The sequence below is a fragment of the Spiroplasma chinense genome (genome assembly GCF_008086545.1).
Classification (GTDB): domain Bacteria; phylum Bacillota_I; class Bacilli_A; order Mycoplasmatales; family Mycoplasmataceae; genus Spiroplasma_A; species Spiroplasma_A chinense.
On the sequence record NZ_CP043026.1, the window covers coordinates 881,589 to 908,089 of the forward strand.

General features: G+C 24.9%; 20 protein-coding genes. 5 read left to right on the forward strand and 15 right to left on the reverse strand.

The genetic code is table 4. The features are described 5' to 3' along the window. Window positions 1–17 precede the first annotated feature (17 nt). The 3 genes from SCHIN_RS03980 to SCHIN_RS03990 all read right to left on the reverse strand — a co-directional run bounded on the left by SCHIN_RS03980 (window position 18) and on the right by SCHIN_RS03990 (window position 8,823). Window positions 18–1,871, reverse strand: a complete 1,854-nt coding sequence (locus SCHIN_RS03980) for a hypothetical protein (protein WP_166508349.1) — start codon at window positions 1,869–1,871, stop codon at window positions 18–20. Beyond that, the gene (locus SCHIN_RS03985; RefSeq protein ID WP_166508350.1) at window positions 1,856–5,344 is read right to left on the reverse strand and encodes an AAA domain-containing protein; all 3,489 of its coding nucleotides are present in this window, start codon (window positions 5,342–5,344) and stop codon (window positions 1,856–1,858) included. Before SCHIN_RS03985 ends, SCHIN_RS03980 begins: the two co-directional genes overlap by 16 nt. 86 nt (window positions 5,345–5,430) lie before the next feature. Continuing rightward, window positions 5,431–8,823, reverse strand: coding sequence for an AAA domain-containing protein (locus SCHIN_RS03990; RefSeq protein ID WP_166508351.1), 3,393 nt, complete (start codon window positions 8,821–8,823; stop codon window positions 5,431–5,433). A gap of 140 nt (window positions 8,824–8,963) precedes the next feature. Here SCHIN_RS03990 and SCHIN_RS03995 point away from each other — a divergent pair, with 140 nt between their 5' ends. Further along, the gene (locus tag SCHIN_RS03995) at window positions 8,964–9,485 is read left to right on the forward strand and encodes a hypothetical protein (protein WP_166508352.1); all 522 of its coding nucleotides are present in this window, start codon (window positions 8,964–8,966) and stop codon (window positions 9,483–9,485) included. A gap of 51 nt (window positions 9,486–9,536) precedes the next feature. On the opposite strand, the gene SCHIN_RS04000 is transcribed toward SCHIN_RS03995, so the two are convergent. The 4 genes from SCHIN_RS04000 to SCHIN_RS04015 all read right to left on the reverse strand — a co-directional run bounded on the left by SCHIN_RS04000 (window position 9,537) and on the right by SCHIN_RS04015 (window position 14,747). After that, a complete protein-coding gene (locus SCHIN_RS04000; RefSeq protein ID WP_166508353.1) occupies window positions 9,537–10,541 on the reverse strand; it encodes a hypothetical protein in 1,005 nt (334 codons plus the stop codon). Window positions 10,542–10,695: 154 nt separating this feature from the next. Continuing rightward, window positions 10,696–12,168 carry a uracil-xanthine permease family protein gene (locus SCHIN_RS04005; protein ID WP_243745716.1) on the reverse strand — a complete coding sequence of 491 codons (1,473 nt, stop codon included), beginning with the start codon at window positions 12,166–12,168 and terminating at the stop codon, window positions 10,696–10,698. A gap of 261 nt (window positions 12,169–12,429) precedes the next feature. Continuing rightward, on the reverse strand, window positions 12,430–13,026 hold the full coding sequence (locus SCHIN_RS04010) for a type II toxin-antitoxin system antitoxin SocA domain-containing protein (protein WP_166508355.1): 597 nt from the start codon (window positions 13,024–13,026) through the stop codon (window positions 12,430–12,432). A 95-nt stretch (window positions 13,027–13,121) separates the two neighbouring features. Beyond that, entirely contained in the window at window positions 13,122–14,747 is a 1,626-nt protein-coding gene (locus tag SCHIN_RS04015; RefSeq protein WP_166508356.1) for a hypothetical protein, read from the reverse strand. Window positions 14,748–14,847: 100 nt separating this feature from the next. Here SCHIN_RS04015 and SCHIN_RS04020 point away from each other — a divergent pair, with 100 nt between their 5' ends. Then, on the forward strand, window positions 14,848–15,495 hold the full coding sequence (locus tag SCHIN_RS04020) for a Fic family protein (RefSeq protein WP_166508357.1): 648 nt from the start codon (window positions 14,848–14,850) through the stop codon (window positions 15,493–15,495). A gap of 53 nt (window positions 15,496–15,548) precedes the next feature. On the opposite strand, the gene SCHIN_RS04025 is transcribed toward SCHIN_RS04020, so the two are convergent. The 5 genes from SCHIN_RS04025 to SCHIN_RS04045 form a co-directional block, all read right to left on the reverse strand. Beyond that, window positions 15,549–16,085, reverse strand: a complete 537-nt coding sequence (locus tag SCHIN_RS04025; protein ID WP_166508358.1) for a Vmc-like lipoprotein signal peptide domain-containing protein — start codon at window positions 16,083–16,085, stop codon at window positions 15,549–15,551. Window positions 16,086–16,235: 150 nt separating this feature from the next. Then, entirely contained in the window at window positions 16,236–16,565 is a 330-nt protein-coding gene (locus tag SCHIN_RS04030) for a hypothetical protein (RefSeq protein WP_166508359.1), read from the reverse strand. A 93-nt stretch (window positions 16,566–16,658) separates the two neighbouring features. Then, window positions 16,659–16,928 (reverse strand): DUF3800 domain-containing protein, encoded by a 270-nt coding sequence (locus SCHIN_RS04035; RefSeq protein WP_166508360.1) that lies wholly within the window; start codon window positions 16,926–16,928, stop codon window positions 16,659–16,661. Window positions 16,929–17,118: 190 nt separating this feature from the next. Next, on the reverse strand, window positions 17,119–17,958 hold the full coding sequence (locus SCHIN_RS04040; protein ID WP_166508361.1) for a hypothetical protein: 840 nt from the start codon (window positions 17,956–17,958) through the stop codon (window positions 17,119–17,121). A gap of 98 nt (window positions 17,959–18,056) precedes the next feature. Beyond that, window positions 18,057–18,776, reverse strand: a complete 720-nt coding sequence (locus SCHIN_RS04045; protein WP_166508362.1) for a hypothetical protein — start codon at window positions 18,774–18,776, stop codon at window positions 18,057–18,059. A 147-nt stretch (window positions 18,777–18,923) separates the two neighbouring features. On the opposite strand from SCHIN_RS04045, the gene SCHIN_RS04050 reads away from it, so the two are divergent. Then, the gene (locus tag SCHIN_RS04050; protein ID WP_166507819.1) at window positions 18,924–19,271 is read left to right on the forward strand and encodes a hypothetical protein; all 348 of its coding nucleotides are present in this window, start codon (window positions 18,924–18,926) and stop codon (window positions 19,269–19,271) included. A gap of 23 nt (window positions 19,272–19,294) precedes the next feature. Beyond that, entirely contained in the window at window positions 19,295–20,143 is an 849-nt protein-coding gene (locus SCHIN_RS04055; protein ID WP_243745727.1) for an IS3 family transposase, read from the forward strand. A 275-nt stretch (window positions 20,144–20,418) separates the two neighbouring features. On the opposite strand, the gene SCHIN_RS04060 is transcribed toward SCHIN_RS04055, so the two are convergent. Both SCHIN_RS04060 and SCHIN_RS04065 read right to left on the reverse strand, forming a co-directional pair. Beyond that, window positions 20,419–22,050 (reverse strand): PTS transporter subunit EIIC, encoded by a 1,632-nt coding sequence (locus SCHIN_RS04060; RefSeq protein ID WP_166508792.1) that lies wholly within the window; start codon window positions 22,048–22,050, stop codon window positions 20,419–20,421. Window positions 22,051–22,067: 17 nt separating this feature from the next. After that, window positions 22,068–23,429 (reverse strand): glycoside hydrolase family 1 protein, encoded by a 1,362-nt coding sequence (locus SCHIN_RS04065; protein WP_166508363.1) that lies wholly within the window; start codon window positions 23,427–23,429, stop codon window positions 22,068–22,070. Between the two features lie 108 nt (window positions 23,430–23,537). Here SCHIN_RS04065 and SCHIN_RS04070 point away from each other — a divergent pair, with 108 nt between their 5' ends. Beyond that, on the forward strand, window positions 23,538–24,293 hold the full coding sequence (locus SCHIN_RS04070; protein ID WP_166508364.1) for a MurR/RpiR family transcriptional regulator: 756 nt from the start codon (window positions 23,538–23,540) through the stop codon (window positions 24,291–24,293). 39 nt (window positions 24,294–24,332) lie between these two features. Here SCHIN_RS04070 and SCHIN_RS04075 read toward each other — a convergent pair whose 3' ends face one another. Further along, a complete protein-coding gene (locus tag SCHIN_RS04075) occupies window positions 24,333–26,498 on the reverse strand; it encodes a PTS fructose transporter subunit IIABC (RefSeq protein WP_166508365.1) in 2,166 nt (721 codons plus the stop codon). Window positions 26,499–26,501: the final 3 nt, after the last annotated feature.

A 26,501-nucleotide genomic window follows, 5' to 3' on the forward strand; every position in this document is an offset into this window, starting at 1 on the left:
ACTCATCACCTTTGCGTCTATTTTCTTTTTAACTTCAACTCTAAACTTTTATTTTTAATTTCTAGGATTTTATCTTTATCTGTTGGTGAAATTTTATTTGAGTTATGAATAAATTTAGAAGCTGCTCTATAAAGATCTATAACTTCTTTTAAGTTATCACCATAATAATGTTCTTCTAAAGTATCTTTGAAAGAACCTTTTTTGTTATAATTCTTATCAATATCTTTTGCTCACTGTTCAAGTCTTGTTCTACTTTCTGTAATAATTCCAATTAACTCTTCTTTAGAAATATCACTTAAGTCTTTAATTTTTTCTAAAACTTTAGTTTTAAACTCTACAATTCTTGAATCTTTAATTTTTAAGATAACTAGTTTATTGTAAAGATCATCTAATTCTTTTTTATCAACGTTGTTATCATTTATTAAAGTTAAATACTTATCTTTAACTTCTAATAATTCAAATAACAATTCTTCATCAAATCATGATTCAAAGATTCTATCATTTTCATATTGTCATTCAAAGTTTTTATAATAGTCTTCAATCAATATTTCTTTGTTAAGTATTAATAATTCTTTAATATGTTCAATACTTGCAAAGTTGTTTTCTTTCATGATTTCAAAAACAATTCTTGCATCCAATCTATTTACTAAATATTTTAAGTTATCAAAAGTTACTAACTGTTTGTAATCTAAAATGTTTTCAGTTATAAATTGTTCAGTGTTGTATTTCCCTAAATTATTTAGAACAAACTTAAATACAGTTTCTTTTTGTTCTTTTGAATTTGATTCAAATAAATGATCCAAGAACATTGAATAGTCTACCACTCCATTGGTATAGAATGAATGGAATAACTCTTCTATGTGATTTTCAAATTTAATTTCTTTTAATCCAAAAGTATCTACTAAAATTTCATCAGTTAATAATTTAAGTTTTATTTTAGATTTCTTAACTGCATAATATTTATTTTCAAACAAAATAACCATTTCATTATTTCAGTTCTCTGGAATAATTTGGTTTTCTTCCACTACTTTTTTTATCTCATTATGTTTATCAAACATAATAGAAACTTTTTCATTTGTATTCCATTCTTGTTCAATTAAATTTGAAACATCTAATGAATTTTTAATTGAGTTAACTATTGCTTCTTGCAATTGATTTTCAAAAAATCAATTAGATATAAGTTTTGCATTTTCATTTTTCATTAAAATTTCATTATTTTCAATTTCAAATTCTAACTCTTCTGATAGGAAACCTTTTTTATAAGTATCAAAATTATTTTGTAAATCAAATAATTCTAATGAACTATCATTAGCATAATTTGTTTCTATAAAATTATTTGCTAGCTCTTTTCTGTTTTCAATTTTTGAAATATATTTTTCATTAAAACTATTTTTTGTTTCTTCAAATTCATCCAATGAACAATTAATTTTTCATTCTAAAGAATCTACTAAAGGAACAATAAAATTAAATCTTTTTTTCTTTTCTTGTTCATTTACTGATTTAAAAATATTTTGTTTAAAATTATTTTCTATATAATTATTAACTTGTAGATCAAAGAAATTTAAATTATAAATTTGTTCTAAATCATTTTTATCAAACTCTTTGTTTGTAAAAATGATTTCATTTGTAAATATATATAAAATACTTTTTTCAATTAAAGCTAAACTAGACTCTCTTAAATTTAAAATAGTTTTTATTGCATCTTTAAATGAACTTGAACCATTTACCCTTTCAGAAAAAGTGTTCTTGTTAATTACAACAGCAATTAATATAGAAGATATTTCGTCAATCTCTTCAAAATATTTATAAGATGCAACTACATCAAATTTTATACTTGGTAATTTTAAATTTACAATTATTTTACTTCTCATAATTTAAATACTCCTAATTGACTTTCTATTTTCTTATACCATATTTCAAATGGTGAAATAATTTCTTCACCGTTTCTTGTATCAAGAACACTTTTTACTTCTTCATTTAAATGATTTTCAAAAGCCCCTACTAATATTAATTTATTTTTAGCTCTTGAAATTGCTACGTTTAATCTTTCGATTTTTTTATAGTGACTTAAATCTCTAGATTCATCTTTTAAGAATTCTTTATTTGAATCTAAATTTCTTTTAGCTCTAACTGTATCTACAATTATTATTTCTTTTTCTCTTCCTTGGAAATTATCTACAGTATCAATTTTTACTGTTTTTCATTTGTCATCAAATGTATTTTCAATATTTAAATATTGTTGAATTACATTTGCTTGACTTCTTGTCATTGCAATAATTCCTATTTCTTCTGGTTTTAAATTTGGATTATTTTTAATTAGGTTTTTTAAAATTTTAAGAACAGCATATGCATTATATTCATTAAACCTAGAATTTGAAATAATCTCTCTTGAACTATCAATAAACATTTTTTGATCAAAACTTGTTTGTTGACCATCACAAATTACTTGATTTGTCTTTTTAACATAATCATAAAACATGCCATCCATCATTGAAGTGTCAACAATATTTACAGGATAATCACTATTGAAACCAAAATCTAAAATAACTTTTTTAAATTTTGATGAATCAAAATCTTGAGGACATTCAAGTTTTTCATTATCACAATAAGATATGTTTACCAATTCTCTAATTTCATTTACAAATCTATATGAATCTGTCAAAGCTGTGTAACTTGTGTTAATTGAATTCGGAGAAACATTTATTTCAAGTGCGTGCTTTTTAAAGAAAGGAACATTTAGATCATCAATAAATTTTTGATTTATATAATATTCAACAACATAACTTGGTATAGTGTTGTCACTTTTGTGTCTTAGAACATAATCTATAAATTCTTTTGTGATTCCTTTATCGTTATCTTTAATTTTTTCAAGTTCTGCATGAGGAGGCAATTGTCTGTAATCACCAGCTAACATAACTTTGTTTGCAAGTAACATTGTATTTATTATTTCTAAGGTTGTTGATTTTGAAACTTCATCAACTATTTCAAAATAAATTGGGTACTCAATAAATAATTGTTTTGAAATATCTCCATATCTTATTTCTTGACTTGCAGAAGTTGTAAGACCAATTACATTTATTAATTCTTTTTTTAAAGCTATATTTGCAAAATTTATATCAATATCTGAATATTCATAATTTTTTTTAAAATTTAATTTTAAATTTTTAAACATTTCAACTTCATTGCTAGAAGTAAAATTAAATTTTGCTTTTAAAGATTTAAAGTCTACAATATTGTTGTTATCACTTAAACTTGAAATGATTCTTTTGATTTTATTATCAAACTCATTTTCCATTTTGTCTTGATAATTAATAAACGCTCTTTCAAATTTACTCATTAAAAATTCTTCTTGTTCCTCTTTTGAAAAAGCTACAGCTTTTTTCATAAACGAATCCAGAGACTCACCAGTTAAATAAAAATATTTTTCTTGAACTAATTTATCTTTTAAATTTTCTTTTTTAATGAAGTTTTTAAACATCAATTCATCAATTTCTACGTCGTTTAACTCCTCTAACTCATTAAATAATGAAAGTATTTCACTTTTATCATCAACTTCAGGACATAAGTTTTCAAATATTGCTGATACAAAATGTTTATACATTGTTGTGTTATCAAAAATATTATTCCCATTTTCATTTTCTTTTTTTATGGTTTTGTAAAAAATCATATTAGGATTATCTTTTGTTAGTTCTTTTAATCTATCAAAAGCATTATTAATAGCTTCGTTTGTTGACGAAGTTATTAATACATTTTTTTCATCATTATTTACAACGTGATCAATTACAGCACAAATCGTTTGAGTCTTTCCAGTTCCTGGTGGACCTTGAAGGTACGAAATCGAAGAACTACCTAATGCTTTTTGTGCTGCAAGTTTTTGTTTTGCATTTAACTTAATAGTTGATTTTAATTCAATATTTGAATTTGTAATACTATTTGGGTTTTCAATTGCTAAACTCAAATATGGATTTTTATAATTTCCAGCGGCAAAATTTGACATAGCAGCTGCATATCTGTTGTATTTAATTGAAAGTCCTTTATCAAAACTACTTGCATTTCAACCTTTATCTTTTAACATTGTTAAATTAAATGGTTCAAAAACTACAGCTTTTCTATCAGAACGTAATGACTTTAATTTTACTTCAAAAAATATTTTGTCTTTTGCTTTATCTTTTATTTCTTTTAAATTTTCGATTTTATTTTTTAAGTTTTTGATATTACTTTCTAATTTAGATATTTCCTTATTTAGTAAAACTAATTTTTGAGCAAATTCTTTTATTTCTTTTATCAAAGAAGTTTGTTTAGATTCTATATTTTCTTGATCATCATTTTCAACTTTATCAAATAAAGAATTTAATTCATTCTGTTTTTTATTATAGTTATTTTCTAACTCTTCTTTTTCAGAAGTTTTATTATAAACTAAACCACTTTCAATATTTATTGAAGTTTCACAATTAAAAACTTCTTCATCAATTAAATTATCTATTTTTATAAGTTTATTTTTTTCGCTTTGTACTTCAAAATCCACTTTTATATCAACATCGGTTTTATCATAAGAATAAATTACTGTATGTTTTTTTGGTAACTGTTGGCTTGATTCTAACTCTAACAAGAAAATTAAATCTTTAACAGGGTCTTTGTCGATCTTAAGAGACTTATCTCCAAAATAATATAAGAAAAATTCATCACTTTTCTTTTCCTTATTATAGTTTCTAAAATCTATTGTAAATCTTTTTAACTGTCTAAGTTTTAATTTATCATTTTGACTTTGATCATTGAAAATGTTTGACAACATTTCCAAACCACTTAAAAATTGTAATGCTCCTTTTGTTGATGATTCTTGATTGGTTGTAACCAAGAATTTTCACATATCTGTATCAATTTTTTTAACCTTTAAATTTGAAGTTTTTTCTAAAGGTAAATCCATAAAATCAATTCTTTTAATAAAGAATTTATATTCATTATTTTTTAATAAAACTTCAAAATTTAATAAAACAGAGTTAGAGTTTTTAAATTCTTTGCTAATTTCTTCATCAAATTTACAAACTAAAACAAGACTTTTGAATGCAATTGCATTTTTTTCAATACTACTATTATTTATAAAAAAATGCTCTAAATGGGTATTCAAAAGCTCGACAATTTGAGCTTTATTGATTAAATTAAATAAATAAGTTAAATCATTTGTCAAATTGTTATTATAATTAACTAAGTTTTGTTCTAATGTTTTAGCCAATAGTTCATTTAGTTTGATTTCATTCCCTAAAACACTTTTTCCTTGACTTGTAATAGCATTCCCAGTATCTACCGTGCTTTTTAAGTCAACAATAAAGTTTATTTCTTGTTTCATAATAAATTCTCGATTCTTAAAAGCCTTCATTTTTAGTATATCAAATTTAAACCTTATATTTTAGCTTGCTTAAAAGAAAAAGCGCACTATAAGTGCACTTCTCAAGCATTTAAGACTCCATTTTTATCATTTACCATGTTATATCAGTTACTAAAAACAGGAATTATTTGTTTTGAGGTATCTGAAAAAATATTGTTTAATTCATCATCTAATAGATAATTTTGAAAGGCCCCAATTATAATCAATTTACTTTTTGCTCTAGAAACAGCTACATTTAGTCTTTCTAACTTGTTGTAAAATTCCATATTTCTTTTGGCTTTTTGTAAGCTTTTTTTATTATTGTAAAGATCTTTTGAAGCTCTAACCATATCAAAAATAACTATTTCTTTTGTTTTACCTTGGAAGTTATTTACAGTATCTACTTCAATTTGTGTAGAAAATTGCTTTAATTTTTCATCATTTTCTATTAATTGTCTAATTAATTTAACTTGAGATGAAGACATTGCAATAATTCCAATATCACTTGGATCTACTTTATTGTTTTTAACTATATTTTTCAACGATTTTAATACTCAATAAGCATTAAATTCATTGAATCTACTTGGTGCATAATTGTATTTGTTTTTATCGATAAACATCATTTGATCAAAAGATGATTTATCTGCATTAATCCCTAAAGAAGTATTTTTCTTGTAAACATTCTCATAAAAATCATTGCAAAGATATGAAGTGTCTATTATATTGATTTTTTGTTCATAATCTTTATCTGCTTTTAAAATAATATTTTGGTATTTTTCATTTTCTTTATCATCAGCTAATTTCATTTTTTCATCATCTGCATAAATAGAGTTTACAAATTCTACAATTTCATTGTTGAATTTGTAATTTTTAGTTAATATGTTTAAACCACTTGTTTCTTTGCTTCCGTATTTTTTTATATCCATTACATTATTTTTAAATAATGAATATTTTAAATCATTTACAAATTCTTGTTCTTTATAATATTCTTTCATTTCAGGGCTTAATTCAATTTTTCTACCATCAAATGAATCGTGTAAAAAGTCAAAGAAAGCTTTAATAACATTATCATTTTTACCATCATACTTTTCAATATCTCCAAATGGAGCAAGTTGCATATAATCTCCTGCAAATAAAATTTTCTTTGAAAATCTTACAAAGTCTAAGATTTCAAATATAGAACTTTTTGATACATCATCAAATGCAGTTAAATCAATTGGATAATTTACAAATAAATCAAATGTTTTTTTATTAAGTTCTATTGTTTTTGATTCAGAATTTGTTACACCAATTAGATTGATTAATTTTTTTTCAATTAATATATCAAAAAAATGTTCACTATTTGAATGACCGTTGTTTTTATTATTGAATCTATTTCTTATTTCATCAAACATGTTTGAATTTTTATTATCTTTATTTGTATTGGTTAATTGTTCAAAAGTTTCTGCTTGACCTTTTGAATTTTTAATAATTGATTTCATGTTATTAATATCTTCAATTAAAAATTTATTTTGTAATTTTTTATAAGTTGATTGTATTTTCATATTTACCATATCTTTAATTTCAGATTCATCATCTGAATTTATTTTTTCTAAAAAATCTTTTAACCTATATCCTGTTAGATAAAAATAATTATCAATGATATCTTTTTCTAAAATTTGTTCATAAGAAAAATTTGTTATAAAAAATAATTCATTTAATTCTAAATTACTAAAATTATTTTTTAGATCAGATAAAATTTCACAACTTGCAATTTCTTCTTCGCTGCTTGGTGATACATTTTCTAACATTGCATTTACAAATCTTTTGTAAAGATTTTTTTCGTTAAATTTATTTTTCTTACCTTTTAATAAGAAAAATAAATTAGGATTATTTTTTTGTACATTATTTATTCTTTCAAAAACTTCAATTAAAGATTTTTTTTCAGTAGAAGTAATTAAAAAAGTTTTATTTTCATATGCAACTATATGTTCACCAACCGCACTAACTACTTGAGTTTTTCCAGTACCAGAACCACCTTGAACATAAGTTGCAAGATTATTTCCTATAGCTTTTCTAGCGGCTTCTTTTTGTTCTTCATTTAATTTAAAACTTGTGTGCAATTCAGATTTCACACTTAACAAAGCACTTGGTTTTTCTAATAAAAAACTAATGTATGGATTTTTATAAAATCCTAATAGCGTTCTTTTAAGATTTAATAAATAATTATCAAATTTATCAAAAATAATTTTGTTATTGTGTTCAAATTTAAAAGTTGAATTTTCAAATTCTAAAAAGTCAGGATTAAATTTTTCAAATTCTATTTTTGAATTTCTAACATTTCTTAAATTAACAACATGTAATTTATTTTGATGAATTTTATTTAACATAACTTCTAATTGTGTAAAATTATTTTTTAATCAGTTAAAATTATTTTCAATTGTTTTAATATAAAGATTTAAATTTTGTTTCATAACTTTATATTTTTCACTTAACTTTGAATCATCTAAATTTATTTTTTTATATAAGTCAGATGCAACTAACCTATTATACTCTTCACTTAAATCCATAAGTTTTGAATAAATTCGTATAACTTCATTTTCTAATTTTAAAATTGTTGATGAAGGTTCATTTTTTATTTTTTCTAAAATAAATTCAGCTTCATAATTAAAAATATTTTCTGAAAACTTAACAGGCATTTTAAAAAGATATGCCTTTTCTCTGTTATCGTTATTAATAAGAAATTTAATTAATCTTTTTTCATTTGGTTTTAAAGTAATATTGTGATCTTCAAAAAAATAACCCTCAACATCTTCGAAGTTTAAATGTTTTGCAAAAGATTTAAAGTGTTCTAAAAATTGTAATAGATAAAAAAACTTAGATACTTTTTTATTTGAGTTTGGTCCAAATGTATTTACAAAATCTTTTTGATAAACTTCTAATAATTCGGTATTATTTGCAATTTCTTTTGGTTTGTAATATGAGAATTGTAAACTTGAGTTTTTACTATCAAATTTTATAACTTCTTCTTCTGGAAGAAGTTCAAGAAAATTATCAAAAAAATTAATTGTTCTTACCATTAGTAAAAACTCTTTTGCATAATCCAAAATACTTAAATACACAACAATAGATTTAACATTATTAAATTTTTTTTGATTTTCTTCATCTAATCTACAAATTAAAGCATGTGAGTATTTAATTGTATTTGAATTAAATGAATATTTTGCACGTTTGTTTATTAAATCTAAATCCACAATTTCTAAGTTTTGAGAGTTTTTAAAAATATCAAAAATCATTTCTAATGATTCTTTAATATTTTCTTCTTTATAGTCTTTTACATAACTTTTAAATTTCAAACTAAATTTATCAAACAAATTTTTATCTTCATAATCTTTAAATGAAAAAAAGTCATCAATAATTTGATCACCATTAGCTGCTCAACCATATAAAGGATCTATAAAAATTTTGTAATTATTTTTCATATTTTATCCCTCTTTAATAACTTCTTTCAAGTGTTTATCTAATGATAGTATCTCAAATTTTTAACCACTTTTCCAATTCCTATTAAATTTGTATTTTTCTCCATATAAGGTTAAAATAACCTCGTCTAAGGGGGTAAAATATGGAAAGAAAATACATAGTATTTGGTATAGTAGGTTGTTCCTTACTAATAGCATCATTATTTTTAAATTTGTTTGCAGACAAACAATTAGAATATTCATTTACTGATGCTTACATACCTTCAGTTGTCTTTTTTATATTTACAAAGTACTTTTATGCGCTGCTTAGTTGACCAGTAATGGTAGGAGCAGTTCTTTCAATAGTTTTCTTATCACTACATCAAAAAAGAGATTTAGTGTATTCTGCTGGAATATTTATTGTAATTATTACAAGTGTTGCTGCATTTATTCAAATTACAAATTTCATTTTGATGATGATGACAAATTCAGCTGCAAAAAATGGCGGAGTTATAACTTATGTTTTAGCAACTATTTCAATATTAACAGCATTTAGTTCTTATGTTTTATTAGCAATTTGCGCTAAAGAAATTAAAGCAAACAATGGAGTTGTTGAAGGAAATAAAAGTAAAAGTGAAGATAACAATGAAATTGAAAAAATTGAGAATGTTCAAGAAAATTCTTAATTAGTTTTAAAAAAAATCTTAATTGATAACTCAATTAAGATTTTTTTACTTTTATTTAGCTTCTAAAGAAAGTATAGGGTATATTAGTTCACAAACCTCTTCGTAACTTTCTTCACCCAAGTATAGTAGTTTTTTTAATTTATCTAGGTCAAAAACAGGATAATTATTTGACACATATTCTCTTAATCTTAAAGCAAACGAATTACTTGCTTCTAAATAAATTTTAATTATTTCTTTTTCTTGAGTTTTTAAAGCAAAATTATCAACATCAACATTTTCCATGTAAAATTCTAAAAGATTTTCATTAAGATTACCAATAAAATAAGCAAAAGATGCTTTAAAAGCAAGTTTTTGTACGTGATCAAAGTATCCAATTTCACAAATTTTTTCACTCACTTTTTCAATATCGAAAGCAAATGGAAAAGCAGTTATTTTAGTTTCAATTCCTTGGATTTTGACATTTGCATCACTTGGCATTACTTCAATTCAAGGATATTCTTCTCTATAGTTATCAAAAGCTAAATATAATTCATTTATTACATTTTGTAAATATTGTTCAACATCTAAAAATTCATTATATTCATCATCTAATCATTCATCACATTGAAACACATCTTTAAAGAAAAACTCAAAATCTTTTTCTGGTTGAAAAGCTTCATCTCCATAAATAAATTGTTGAAATTCAAGTAGTGAACAAGGACGTGATTTTCGTTTAAATTTTTTTCAATATTTTGTTGCAAAATCATATTTTCTTATAACAAAATCCATTGCTTCTGCGTGTTCATAACTTTCATTATCAATAAGTTTTACATATTTTTTAAACATTTTTGCTACCAAACGGTCAAGTGGTGTACAACTTGGTCAACCTCACATTTGTAATCTATCATCAACACACTGTATTGTTTCTTTTCTTTTATTGTATTCTGCTCATCAAAAAGCTTTATCGCCAAAAGCATGAGACAAATAACCAAAAAACAAAGAACTATTCTTATGTTTTTTAATTATAGCTCCTTTGTAATTTGCTTTTGCGGCATAAGCCATTAATATTTGATTCATATTAAACTCCTTATTTAATTTAATTTTATAACAATATAACACTCATATTTTAAGTTTTATTAAAAAGTAAGTGTTATAAATATTACCTATTAAACTTAATATTAAACAAAAAAATCTGTTAAACAGATTTTTTTAGACTATATTAATTATTCACCTATTTTTTAACTTTTTCTGATTCTTTTTTAGATTTTTCTATTTTAGGTTTTTTCTCATTATTTTCTTTTCTGTTTTGAATTGAACCAATTCAACTAAATACTCCTAAATTATCATGTTTGGGCAATAAAAGGTTTAGAATTATTCCCACAAATGTTGCTAGGAATAATCCTGTTATTGTAAATGATTTTCCAATCATAATTACACTATCAGTTACTCCCATTCCTACTCCAATTGCTACAACTAAACTTATAATAATTAAGTTTCTTGCATCTCTAAAGTCTGTTTTATTATCAATTAATATTTTTATACCATTAGAACTTATCATTCCAAATAACATTATACTGATTCCACCCATTACTGGTTTTGGAATCATTAATATAAGCTGATTAATTGGTGCTACAAAACTCATAATAAGTGCCATAACCGCTGCAAGTCCAGTAACTCAAACACTGGCAACTTTTGTAATTGACACAACACTTGTGTTTTCAGCATAAGTTGCGTTTGCAGGTCCTCCAATTGCACCAGCTAAACTCATAGCAACTCCATCGGCAAATAAAGTTCTACTAATCCCAGGGTCTTTTACAAAATCTTTATTTGTCATATTTCCAATATTGATATGATCTCCTAAGTGTTCTACCATTGTAACAATTGAAATTGGTACAATTGCAAGTGCTGCTGGACCAATAGAACTAGGTTTAACATCTCATATTTTCTTGAAACTTGGATATCAGCTTCAATCTTTTGTATTTGTTATTAAACTTGTGTCTACAAGTTTAATATCTGTTCCACTTAAAGAAAAGTGCAGAACTAAAGTTAATACATACCCTATCATTAAAGCTACTAAAATTGGAATAACTTTAAAGAATGATTTTGCTTTTAGCATACAAATTGCAGCGGACAAGAATGTCACAAAAGCTATTATTATTGCTAAATATTGTGGGTAATTTAAAGCTGGGTCTGTTGATTTTTCATAAATGATCCCAGAATTTGATAAAGCACTTTTAATTGCACTAAGTCCAATAATCATAACAATTGGACCAACAATTATTGGTGAGAAGGTTTTTTTAATTCATTGCACACCTGTGAAGTGAATTAAGACCCCTACAAGCATATAAACTACTCCAACCAAGAATATACCTATAAAGATAGCATTTCCTCAGCCATAGCCCCCTGCTTGAGTTGAGAACCCTATTCCTAAGATGCTCATGTAACTAAAACTACTTCCCAAATAAATTGGTACTTTTGCAGCTGTTAAAGCTATATAAATTAGTGTTCCAATTCCAGAACAAAACAATGCCATAGAGATGTTGATAACTTCAGTTCCAGCATTTTGGTTAATAACCATTGGTACAAGCACTGTTGCTCCAAACATGGCAAAGACATGTTGCAGAGAAAGTACCATTCATTTACCTACACTTTTAGGTCTCTCGTGAGGCTTAAGTATAAGTTCGATATTATTTTCGTTTTCCATAATACAAATCCTTTCTGATTCATTATTTTGCATAAAAAAAATCAATTACAAAAGTAATTGATTTTAAATAATGAATAATGAATAAAAATCGAAAAATGAAGGACAGCACCCTTGGTACTCTGTTAATTTTTCAGTTTTGATCGCTCAAATTTTATTCATATTTCCCTCTTTTTTCTTAATAATGATTATACATAGTTTTAAGAAAAAATATGAAAATTATAAATTTTTTATAAATTGTTTTTCATTGTTATTTAAATAGACTTATTCTCTTGCTTTTGATAAATCTATAGAAAAATCCATAGGATAAGAATTTTTACCTTCTTTTTTAGCCAATCCATAATAATGATAATAAGATTTTGACTTGTGTGTAAATTCAGACAATTTTTCGACTGTTTTAAGTTCCAGAATTAATTTCAAAGCTTTGTTCATAGCTTCTAAATCTTTCTCACTTAAAAATTCCAAACTCTGAACAAATTCTTCGTTTTTTATAACTTCTGTGCCTTTTTCAAGTTTTCTCGCTTTAAAAGCTAAACTATCGATAAATTCAATATTAGTCAATTGATTAAGTTGAACTTCTTCAATTAGTTCTTTTAGTTTTCCTGGAATTGGTCCATTTTCTAATGCTACATATTGTTGCTTAGTAAAACTATTTCTATATTCCTGTGCAAAAATTAGTTCTAAAATAGAGAAAAATTTTAAGAGATGAGTTTTGTAGATTCTAAAATTATTTTTTTCAGACTCATCTAGCAATCAAAAAATTGCTTGATTTATTTTTATTGAATCTAATAAACTAACTTCTAAGTATTCACTAAGAAGTTTATTTTCTGAACTAATTAAAATTTTATTTAAATCTTTCACAACATCACCCTTTTCAAAATAATAATACATTTCAAAACAAAAAAAGCAATGGTAATATTATTTATAAAATTAGCTGAAGTTGAATTTTCATAGTTTTATATTATTATTTTTAATTCTTTTTCTATGTTTACTCCATCTTTTAAATATATTTCTTTTAAAGCATAAAAAATTTTGAATTCTAACATTATAGCAATTATGTTATTGGTGATCATTTCCAAAACCGTTTCTTGGTTTTTGTCAAAACCAGAAAAGTAATGTCTTAAAAAGTAGTTTTCTTTTTTAAATAAAGTTGCGGGATTGTTAAGGTCTTTTAAAATATCTTTGAGATTTAATAGTTTTGAAAAATCTAAATTATTAAAAAGTTTAGTAACTTTATCAACATTGTTCTTATTTATTAAATCTTCATTATCCATTGTAATCAATCATGACATAATTGGTTCTAATTCCTTGTGACCTGATAACTCTGATTCATACATTGAATTAGTCTCTTGAATTAATTCCATTAAGAGATTTTCAAATAATCTATTTATAGACTCAAAAACATATTTATCTTGATTTTTGGATAAAACTAGATGATTTTCTAAACCTACCACACTGATTCACTTAAATAAATAATCTACTAATTCATAAGCCAAATCAGAAATGTGTATTTTTATTTTTGAATTAAAATAACTATCTTTATTTTCTAATCCATGATCGCCAATCTTTAATTTATTTATTATTTTCAAAAGATAATTACTATAATCAAAAATATTTTTATCAGTTTCATTTATACTACTAAAATGACTATTAGTAAAAGTATTTCATAAATACATAACCGTTTCTAATTCTTCAGGTTCTAAAACATCTCTTCTCAATCTCTTACAAAAGGCATTTACTAAAATTAATTCAGTTTCTATTTCAAATCTATCTTTAAATCTATTTGTGTGATCTTCTATTTGTGAAAAAAACCAAACATTTTGCAAAGCAAAATCTAATACATTTCTTCTAAAACCACTTCTTGGTTCAATTAAAACAATATTTATTGTTGTAAATACAATTTTCATAATAAATATTAAATTAAGATATGCAAGATACCCTTCCAATCTTTGTTCCATGTTATTATCATCCATCATAAAAATTACAGAATGAAGCCCAATCCCTAAACTTAATTGTTCAAAATACTTAATAGAATGTTCTAGTGGATTATTTGCAACTCTATAAAATTCATCATTTTCTATATTTGCTAAATTTCTAAAGAATTGATCATTGTTTATGAATGGATTACCATAATCTTTATTTAAATTTACAATTAATTCAGAATTAACTGTTTCTTTTACTTCATCTTTAAATATTTTCATCATTATATTTAATAGACTTTCTATTTCATCTTGAGTTGTTAAATTTTCTTGCATTTTATTATTCTCTATTTGTAAAATAACCTTTTTATAAAAATCTATAAATGTTAATACAAATTTTCCAATTGCGCTTACCATTCCATCAAAATGTCTACAATTATTTTTCAATTTAAATAAACCGTTACAATCTCTTAAATTATTTGAAAAATTTAAAATCTGATTAAAATTGCTAATTTTAACTGTTTTGAATAAATTATCTTTTATTTTTTGATTCTTAACAAAAATAGTATTATATCCTTCCATAAAATCAATATAAAATGAATCAAATACTTTGACCAAAACCTTTTCAATATTAAAATCTATTTTTCCATATATTTTTCGCACTTCTTTTTCTCCCTTTGTTTTATTTTAAATTAAATTTGAAATAAAATTAGTAATATAAAGAGAAAATGTAAAATTAATATATAAGAAATGAGTGATGTTTATGGAAAAAGAGTTAGCAATAAGATTTGCTCGTTCAAAAGCAAATGAGTCAATATACAATTTATCAAAATTTGAACATTTAAATATGACCTTTCCCGAAACCGAAACAATTTTGGCAGGAATTACTTTAGATTATGTCGATAAAGAAGAGGCTTTAATTATAATTAACCTTAAAAGAGCATGAACATTGATTCTTAATAAAAATTTTAAGGAATTAAACATAGATTTTCTTAAGGAAATAAATATGATTATTGCAAAGGATATAGCTGTTTTTCCAGGAGAATTTAGAAATACGCCTTCAAATGTAGCTGGTGTAAACCATAATATAAATCCACTTTCAGAAAAGGAAATTATTAGTAAATTTGAAACACTTAACAAAATGGAAGACAAAATTGAAATGATCATTGAGTTAATACCTTTTTTAATTACTAATCAATTATTTTGAGATGGAAACAAAAGAACTGCTTTTGTTTTTGCAAATAGTATCTTAATAGCTTTAGGTATAGGAGTTCTTACAATTCCAGAATCTAAATATATAGAATTTGCCTATGCTCTAAATAATTTTTACAACAAAGACTCTGAAGAAAACAAGATTTTATTGTCTTATCTTTTAAGAGAACAAATTCAAAGAGTACCAAAAAACGACTAGTAACTAGTCGTTTTAATTTAAGTTAAAAATTTGATTAACGTACAAAATCTAAATTATTCTGGTATTACAAAATTAAAAGTAAATGTAACTTCTACGCCAATAGGAAATTCATTTTTATAATCTCCAACGTTAGATTCATCAGTTCACTTAACAGTTAATTTAGTTGAATCTTTTCCAAATTTTCCAACCGTATCTGGATTCATTAAAGAAAGAACATGAGATATAGAATAATACACATTAGCTTCTGGTGTTGGATATCATGAATCATCTTTTCCAACTTCTGAGTAAGGTTCTTTTAAAGCTTCTCTTATAGATTTATAAGCTGCTTTAAGAAAAAAGTATGTTAAGTTATATTCACTATTTTGAGTACCTGGATATTCGTATTCATCTTTATCAACCACAATTGCACCCAAATCAGTTTTTTCAAAGACTTCTTTTAGAGTTGCAAATTTAGTATTACCGTTTCCAGTATTCCCATTACCTGTACCACCTTTACTTGAAGAGTCTTCTGAAGGTTCACAAGCAACTACTGTAGATGCAAGCGGAGTTATTAATCCACCTATTGACAATAATGTTAATAATTTTTTCATAATTTTTTATTCCTTCTATCTTGCCGTGATGCAAGTTGCTCTTATTATAAAAAAAAAAAAAAAATGCAACTCATAAGTTTACTTGAGCGTTTTTAAGACTTTTCAATCAAAAAAAACGACTAGTAATTAGTCGTTTTAATATAATAATATCTATAAATTAAATAAGGCAAAAGGAAATAAAGATTGACAATACGTTAGTCTGTTTAAAATCTCAGGATTTAATTTTTTTTCAATTTCTCCCAAAACGTTTTTATTTTTGTAATTGTATCTTTTAAATTGAAAATGAGCTAAAAAATCTGCTATTCTTATTAGTTCATTTCCTTTAGAGTCATGATATGTTACATCTCCGATATTATCTAGTCCTTTTTCTAAAATTAAAAACTCTTTTAATTTATATTTTTTTTGAATCTTTATAGATCTATTGTCTAGGTGAATATTAATAACATCATAATCACCTAATTTTAAGTCCTTGTTATTCATTAAAAAAACTAGTAAAGTACCTACGAAATAATTATATGCGAGATTTTCATTCTTAAAATTTTTTGTATTTATATGTTTTTTATCAACTACTATCTAAACAGGATAAACATTATCTGTTAAAGAATTTAATAATCTTGCTGTTATATCAGGATTAGAATCAGCCGCTTTTATTTCAAATTTTTTGTCAATATTATAATCTTTTCTAATTTTTAATTCACTTCTCAAAAAATGCCTGGAAATTTTGTTAGTTTTTTCTGCAACAAATCCACCAATGATAAAAAATCTTTCGGGTCTCTTATCATTTTTATTATAGACATCACTTAGTTTTCCAGATTCATCTAAATAAATATTAATTTCTTTCATTTGTAAATCCTCTATAAATATAAAATCACCCTAGCAAGGGTGATTTTACCGCCAAAGAGAGTTTGCAGTTACACTACAATTATCTAAGTATCCACAGAGAACTAATCATTGGTCTTACATATATATTATACATATAATATATAAAAAAATGATCACTAAAAAAATTAAAAAAATTAAATAATTAGTCGCTTTAATTTAATTTATTTTCAAAACTTGATTCTAACTTCATGGTATCTTCAAAAAATTTGAATGAAAAATTATCCTTATCATAAATTGAAATGCCAGGTTCTGCCATTTCTTCTGGGTTTATTTTTAAATTTATTTGATTAATCCAAATTCTGTGAATTAATGCAAACTGAAAGTAAAGGAATTTTAACTTTCCAATAATATCGTTAATTTCAAATACAGCTATCCCCAGTTCATCTTCTCTAAAACTTGGGTCATGTTCAAAATTTACAAAACTTTTAATTAAATTTTGTAAAGACAAATTTCAAAGATCATAATTATCTTCATTCATAACATCAAGTTCATTAATCTTTTTAAAGGCAAAGATAATCTTTCAAAATGAAGTGGTTGAAACCTCTTCGCTATTAAAGTTTTTAGTTAAGGAAAGTACAGCTCTACTTTTTTGTTTGTATTCATCAAACAAAAAAGAAAAATACCAATTCATCTCAATTTCAGTTCTAATAACTCTTGTATTTATTCCATCTTTAATCCTTTTAAATTCATTTTGAATGATATCAACAATACCATCTTTAAATAATTTAAAATCCCCTATACAAAAAGCAAACTCATCAAAATATTGATTTAATTGAATGTAAGGAAAGTATTTTTCAAAGTTTGAAGAAAACTCTAAAACATTTCACTTATTTTCCATTACCTTATATTGATCTAAAGTTTTTCTTAACTCAACTGGTAAAGTAGATACTCTTGGACAGTTTGTTTTAAAGTCTATAAATGATTCACTAAAAATTCTTAATAAATCATTTATATAAAAATATTCATATGTATTATTTTGTTTATTTTCCATCACTTTTAACCTCTTGTAATTATAATAAACCTTTTGAATATGAAAAAAATTGTCAAAATAATAAAATACACTTTTTTAACTAATTTTTTATCGGTTATTTAGGCTTTTTTTGTATTATCTTTAATAATATTAATATCACTTTCATTTGAAATGAATTTATTATATTCAAAATTAAATTCGAGTTTTATATTTTTAAAAATAGTTATGCTATAAGTGATTTTATTATGATAGATGGATTTACTTAATCAGAAGATAAAAAATATAGAATTCTTTTGAAAAAGATCTTGATAACTTAATTTTGAAATATCTTTTTTAAATTGCTCTAAATTTTCTAATTTGTTGTAATTTAGGTCTGGATAATTTTGTCACCTTAATTCTAATCTGTATTTTACTTTAACCGTTTGCAAAACTCCTTCATTATCCAAAAAATCAAAAGTTTGTAAATTAAATAATGGATAATCTTTTTTTACTCTTAGCAAATATTTTTTATAACTCTTTAATAATTTTGTTAACTTACCTTGTATGTCCTTTTTTAATAAAATATTGTCATAATCTATAATCTCTTGAATAAAGGAAACCACTTCGCTTATTTTATTATTGAAAGTTCTAATATCACTTATATCAAATTTATTATTGCTTTCAAAATTCAATTCGCTCATTTTTAAATTATGTAATTTTTGATTCATTTTAGTGTATTTATTTCTCAAATACTTAATATCTCTAAATTTTTTTCAAAAATTTCATATTAAAAAAGCTACTATGGACGAAAAAATAACCCCACCACTTATTTTTAAAATTAAATCAAATCAATAATTCATCCCAACACCTCATACAAATAATATCATTTTGACTAATACCTTGATTATAAAAAAACAAAAAACTCTAAAGTGAATATAATCTCCTATGTATAGTTATAATGATAAAAAAACATTATCATTATAATGAAAAGCATAGGAGGTTTTTTTATGGCAAACAAAAAAGGTAATAAATCAAATATTTTAACCCCAGAACAAAGAAAAAGACTTGTAAATGATCATTTTAAAAAAGATTTAAGTTGAAGAGAATTGTCAATCAAATATAATGTTTCATATTCCGCTGCAAGGCAAACTTGTATTAGATTTGAAAACGAGGGAGAAGCTAGTTTTGAAGTTAAGAGTGGTAACAGTTCTAATCACACAAATATTAGAGTTAATAGTGTAGATCCCAGAGATAAACAAATTGCACAATTACTTAAAAGAAATAAGGAACTTGAAATGGAGAACGAAATCATAAAAAAGTTCAAGGAATTTACAAAGAATCAAAAGACAAAGTAACGTTAAATTCCTATTATGTTTTTATCGATGAAAACAGGAAATATTATCCTGTGTATTTGATGTGCAGAATTTTTAAAATTACAGAATCAAGTTATTATAGATGAATAAAACGCGGCAAAAAAATATACAAAGTTAAGTTCAATTGAACACTCGCAAAAAAGATTTTAAAAATTTATAGAAAAAACATGGGAATGTATGGGGCTCCAAGAATTACTATTGATTTATTCAATAAATATGGAGTTAGAGCTTCGGAGAAGAAAGTTTGAAGATATATGTCAATTCTTTCAATAAAATCTTTTGTAAGAAAGAAACGTTCTTACAGTGTTCCTAAAGAAAAGAAAAACACAAAAAGCGGAATACCAAATATAGTTGACAGAAAATGAGGTTTATATGGTCCCAATGAATTATTTGTAACTGATGTGAGTTACATACCATATGGAAATCACAAATTTGCTTATTTAAGTGTCATAAAAGATGCTTATAGCGGAATGATTGTTGCATGACACATTTCACTAAAAAATGACCTTATGATTTGAAAAAATACATTAAAAAAATTTGAAAAGGTTAGACCTAAAACTCAAATTATTATGCATTCTGATAATGGGTTTCAATACACATCATTATTTATGGCTGAATATTCAAAAAATAACAACATCATACAATCATGCTCTAGAGCAGGAAACTCTTTAGATAACGCTATGTGTGAAACGTTCTTTTCTTCTTTGAAAACAGAAAGACTTCACCATATTAAATTAAATAATCATTATGAAGTTTATGATCAAATAGATAATTATATTAATTATTATAATAATTATAGAATAACAATTAAACACAGAGCTACTCCAACTTCAATTTGGAATACATATAATTAAATTTAAAATTTCAAGAAAGTGAGATAGCTCACAATTTTTTGCGTTGTCTTTTTGAGAGAACCAAAGGGTTTCACCCTTAGTTTCTCTCAAACTCTCTCCTTAACCTACAAAAGAAAACTTCTTGCTGCGCGTAAAGTTTTCTCTTGACTCTTTCATACAAGCTTTAGCCAAATTTTGCATAAAAAAACACATTCTATACTTGACAGAATATGTTTAAAAAACTCTAAAGCACAGTCTTTTTTTGACCTACCTTAGAGTTAATAATTATTTTTTAATTATTTAACAACTTTTTGTTGTTTTGGTTTTTTTACTTTCATTTCAATTTTTAAAGTATTTATATCAACATTGTAATCTTCTTGTAATAAATCTTTTGATCTATTTCAGAAGTATTTTGTTTTTCCTAAAATTAAAGTCATGATAAATGTAACTCCACAACTTAATAGAATTGAAAGGATTCCTCAAACATATCCTCCACCAATTCAAGTAGTTACACCTGTCAATTCAGGAGCTTGCATTTGGTACATTAAGATTCCAAATATTGAACTTGCACCTTGTAATGCATAAGTGTTTGATGCTACTAATAACAATGTTCCACAAGCTGTTCCAATTGAACAAGCAATTAATGGGAATAAGTGTTTTAAGTTTACTGTAAATAGTGAAGGTTCTGTAATTCCCCCAACAATTGCACTAACTCCATTTGAAACTCCAACATTTTTTAATTCTTTTACACGTTTATGTAATACTGTAAAGGCAATTGTTGCAATTCCTTGACTGATATTTGAAATTGTAATAAATCCTTGAATAATAGTTGCACCATAAGTTGCTTGTCCTTGAAGAATAATTGGTGTAATTGAGTGGTGCATTCCAGTAATTACTAAAGGACCATAAAGTGCAGCAATTATTGGTAAAGCAATATATTTTGCAATGTAATTTGTACTTAATCAGTTAATTGATATTGATAAGTAATTTGTAAATAACATTCCAATTGGTGCAATTATAAATAATGCAAATAGATATGTAACTAATATTATTAAAACTGGTGCAACAATTTGTTTTGCAGTTTGGTTTTTAATTTTATCAGTTCATCTTTCCATATATACTCCAAAGATTGCAACAACAATCATTGGAATTAATAAACCATTAAAGTTAATTAATCATGGATAATAGTTTCCATTTCCTGTGATATCAAATCCTGGATAATTTCCTAAAATAGATTCTCCACTTTCAACATCAACAGCTCCCATTTCAACTAATCCTTTTGAAGTTAAAATTACCCCAATTATTATTCCATAAACACCATTGGCATTCATAGCTCTAAATACTGTGTAACTTACAACAACTGTTATAAATAGAGAAAATGTTCCTACTAAAATATCTAGTATGTCTACTACTCATTTAAAGAAGTGAACACTATCTGCAGCACTACTTGCTGGACCAGATCATTCAACTGTTAATAATGACCAAATTGTTAAAATAAGTCCATACCCTAATAAAGGATATACAATTGGTGAGAAAACATTTGAAATAAAACTTAAAGCTTTATTTCCTCATCCTTTTACTCTTCATTTAGCTTTAATTTGAGCTATATCTTCTTTTTGTTTTGTTTTAAAGTCAATATTTTTTCTACTAACTCCATCAGATTCATAATCATTTACTTCACAAAAAGCTTTATAGAAATCTGCAACACCCATACCAATAATTACTTGGTATTGGTTTGAACTTTCTACTTTGTTTATTCCAGTACAATATTTTTGACTTTTAATTTCTTGTTCATTCACTTTACTTCAATCTCTTAAAGTAAATCTCATTCTTGTCATACAATGTTTAAATGAAATGATATTTTCATATCCACCAACATTTTCAAACAAATGTTTAGCATCATCTTGATACATTTTTATATTTGCCATAAAAATCAATTCCTTTCTTATTTGAATTTATTTTCAATTAATTCTTTATATCAACTTGCAGATTTCTTAAATTTTCTAGATTGGTCTTTAAGATTTACTTCTACTAGTCCATATCTATTTTTATAAGCATTTCTAAAACTTCAACAGTCAATAGCAGCTCACAAATGATAACCAAAACAATTAGATCCCTCTTCAACTGCTCTGTGAATTTGAGTTAAATGATCATTTAAGAATTCTATTCTGTAATCATCTTGAATAATTCCAGTTTCATCTCTAAATCTTTCTTCATTTTCAACACCCATACCATTTTCTGCAATATATCATGGTATATTGTTAAATTTTTCTTTTATTTCCATACCCATTTCGTAAAGTGCTTCAGGATAAATTTCTCACCCACGGTGAGGATTTATTTTAGCATCACTTGGTATTTCTATTTTCATACAATCCATTATTCATCTTGGATCTTTACATTCTACAGTTTTAACTCTGCAAGGGAAGTAATAATTTACTCCCAAGAAATCAATTTTTGTTTTCTTAATAATTTCTATTTCTTCATTTGTATAAGTTGGTAACATACCAAACTCATCTAAAGTTTTAAATAAAATTGGGTCAAAAGTACCATTATACATAATGTTTAAAGGTCCTCTATTTACATAAGCATCATATATTTTTGAAGCTTCAATATCTTCTTTGCTTTGTGAAAAAGCATATGTATAGTTTCAGTTATAAACTACACCAATCGGAGCTTTTAAATTATGTTTTCTAAATTCTAACAGCACTTTAGAGTGAGCTAGAAATATTCCAAAAGCTTGTTCAACTGCAGCTTTTGGGTCATTTATTGCAGGATAATGTTTATCATTTAAATATCCTTCATAAACAGGTACTAATGGTTCATTAAAAGTTACATAGTAATCAACGCTATCTTTGTATTCTGTAAATACAAAGTTTGCATATTTTACAAAAGAATCAATAACTTCTCTTGACTCTCACCCACCCTTTTCATGTGCTCAAAGTGGCATATCAAAGTGAAATAAAGTCATAAATAATTTAATGTTATTACGCTTGTACTCTTTGATATAATCGTGATAGAAGTCAACAGCTTCTTGATTTAAAGTTTTTCCATCTGGAAAAAGTCTAGCTCAAGAAAAACCAGTTCTAATTGATTCTAAACCAATTTGTCCAAACATTTTAAGATCATCTTTGTAATGTCTTGTAATGTCACTGGTAATATCTGGTCCAACTCCTTCAAAGAACAGTTCTGGATGTTCTTTGAAGTATTTGTCAAAGGCAAGTTCTCCAATTGGAGTAATTCCTTTACCTTCTGTTTGCATGGCGCTCATAGAAGCACCTATTTGAAAATCTTTTGGAAATTTTAACATATCAATTCCTCCTTAGACTTATATTAACAAGTTGGAAATTTTTTTGTTAAGAATTTATATCAATGAAAAGTTTTTTGGAAAATCAAAAAAACTTATGAGGAGAAATATATGTTTATATCAATCAAAGAAAAGCTAACTCTAGTTAAAAACAACGACACTAACCCTACACACTCATTAATTGCACAATACTTGCTTGATTGTATTGAAAAAGGAGAAACACCTAAATCAAAAGCTTGTGCAGAATATGCTTTTTGTAGTGAAAGCGTATTAACAGCATTTTCCAAAAAATATGGATATGATGGTTTTAAAGAATTGGCAGTTAGAGTAAAAGTTGAAACTGAATACTATGATTTTGGAACAATTCATAAAAGTGGAGATACTTCAAAAAAAGATGACTATAGAAATATAATTGAAAGTTCCTTACAAATTATTGACCAACAAGATAAAGAAATTGAAAGTCTAATAGAGCTGATTAAAAAATCAAATAAAATTGGAGTATTAAGTTGTTATCAACAATACTTTAATAGTGAATTATTTGTAAGTGAATTACAATTACTTGGTTATAATGCTCAAATTAATTATCAAAGAAAGTCTAACCCTTCAATTTTTAAAGAGATTAATGACAACGATCTATTTGTAATTGTTGGTTTTGGTTTGGATAATCAATACTTAGTTAATTATTATAATTTAATCAAAGAAAAAACAGATAACATTGTTGTTATCTGTTCTAGAAGTCAAAAACATAAATTCGACACATATAAGGAAATGATAATTGTAGATTATTCAGAAAGAACTTCAATTCTAGATTCTACAAGAAGTGTCTTAATTATGTATTTGTTTAGTAAAATTATTTATAAATTATAAAAAGTCAAACCTATTTAATAGTTTGACTTTTTATTAATTTTAATAATTTTCTATTTTTTCAATATTAATATTATTATCATTTATAAAAATTTTAAATTTATCTTCTAATAAAGGTTTTTTGTTTTCTTTTTTAACAAATAAATTACCAATTGAAATAAAGTTATTTTTAAAATCATTTTTTGAATAGTATAATGCAAATTTAGTGTTTGTTTTTTTGTGGAAATGTATTTTTTGGAATAATGCTTGTCAGCATCCAACTCATACAGCTCCCAACATTATACAAACAATATATAATCATGGATTTGAAGTAAATACTCATCCATAGATTGCACCAGCACCAACTGTCATAGTGTTTTTAGTTACTACAAATGGAATTACTGCTAATATAGCACCAGTTACATTTATACAAATTGATCTTAAAGGATATTTAATTAAGAATGGTATTGCTCCTTCCGAAATTCCAAATAAACCAGTAATAAATGAAGTGTTAGCCTTAACTTTATCATCTAATGTAAAGTATCTTGGAACTATTCAAGTTGCAATTGCAATTCCTAATGCCGGAACCGCTATAGCAATATTACCAGCTGCATTTGGAACAAATCTTACAACATCACTGTTTGAAGTATCTGTTCATAAGAATGTATAAACAGCTCATGCTGATTTATTTACAGGCCCACCTAAATCAAATGCCATCATTCCAGCAATTAACACACACAATAATACTAATTGTGTTTGATTTTCGGCCAATTTTTTAAGACCATCTTGTAATGCAACATTTAATCATTCTAATGGGAATCCATAAACTCATCAACCCATTGAAATTGCTGCAAAGAAACCGATTAAAGGAACAAACAATACAGATCCTAATGGTCTTAACTTACCTTTTGGTGTCATAAACGCAATCACAAATTTAATTATATAACCAACTGTTAATGATGTAAGAATTACACCAATAAATCCTGTATTTCTCATAATACATACAAATCCAGCTATTAAACCAGGAGCCAATCCTGCTTTACCATTTATAGAGTAACCTATAAATCCTCCTAATAATGTTAGGAATAAGTAACCTAGACCTATATTCATACCAAAGAAATATAATGTTCAAATGAAACCATTTCAACCTTTTACATCTTGAACTCAATCCTTGCTATCTAAAGTACCTGGAAATAGGCTTGAGAAATTTTCAACGCTATTTTCAACACTTATTAAGGCTAATAATTGAGAAATACCAATCATTAAACCAGCACCAATTAATAGCGGTATACAATAACCAATACCAGACATCATATGTTTTAAAATGTCTCTTCCAAATCTTTTTGCAATATTATCTTTTTTATTGCTTTCAGAAGAATCTATATTTTTTGTATTGAACTCTACTTCTTCTTTTTCTGTAAAATTGTTTTTTACTTTTTCATATTTTGAAATTGCTTTTTCAAGTTCTTTTTCTTTATTTTTAATAAAATCATTTGTAGAACATTGGTATTTAAATAAATTATTAAATCTATTTTCTTCATCAACCTCTACATCAACAGCTTTAATTAAAAATAAAGCATTTTTTAATTCTTCTTCTGTAATTCTATTTTCCACACCTAAAGATCCGTGCGCTTCAACTTTATAATTATAGCCAAGTTTTTCACAAGCATCTTCAATTGCTTTTTTAGCCATATAAGTATGAGCTAAACCAGCAGCACATGAAGAAATTCCTAAAATATATTTATCAGATTTCTTTTTATTTTTTTTAACTTCTTTTTCTTTAGTCATAAAGAAAGAATTTAAAACTTCATTAACCTCTGATTCAGTTTTACAATTTTTAATTTTTTTTCTAGTTTCTGTATCTGCAAGATTTCCAGCTAATATTGATAATTTTTCAAGATAGTCACTACCACCAGATTCTGGAATTAAGAAACTAATAATATATTTAACTTTCTTATTATCGAAAGTTTCTCATTCAATTCCCTCAGATAATTTTATAAAAATTAAACCTGGTTTTGATATTGCTTTTGACTTAGCATGAGGAATTGCAAATTCATCCTCTAGGCCAGTAGATATTTGATTTTCTCTATTGGTATAAGCTTCTAATACAGAATCTTTGTTATTTGTATAACCATTATCAAGAGCCACTTTTGATAAAAATTCTAAAACACTATTTTTATCTTTTATATTTTCATTTATAAAAATAATATTATTTTTAGACTCACTCATTTT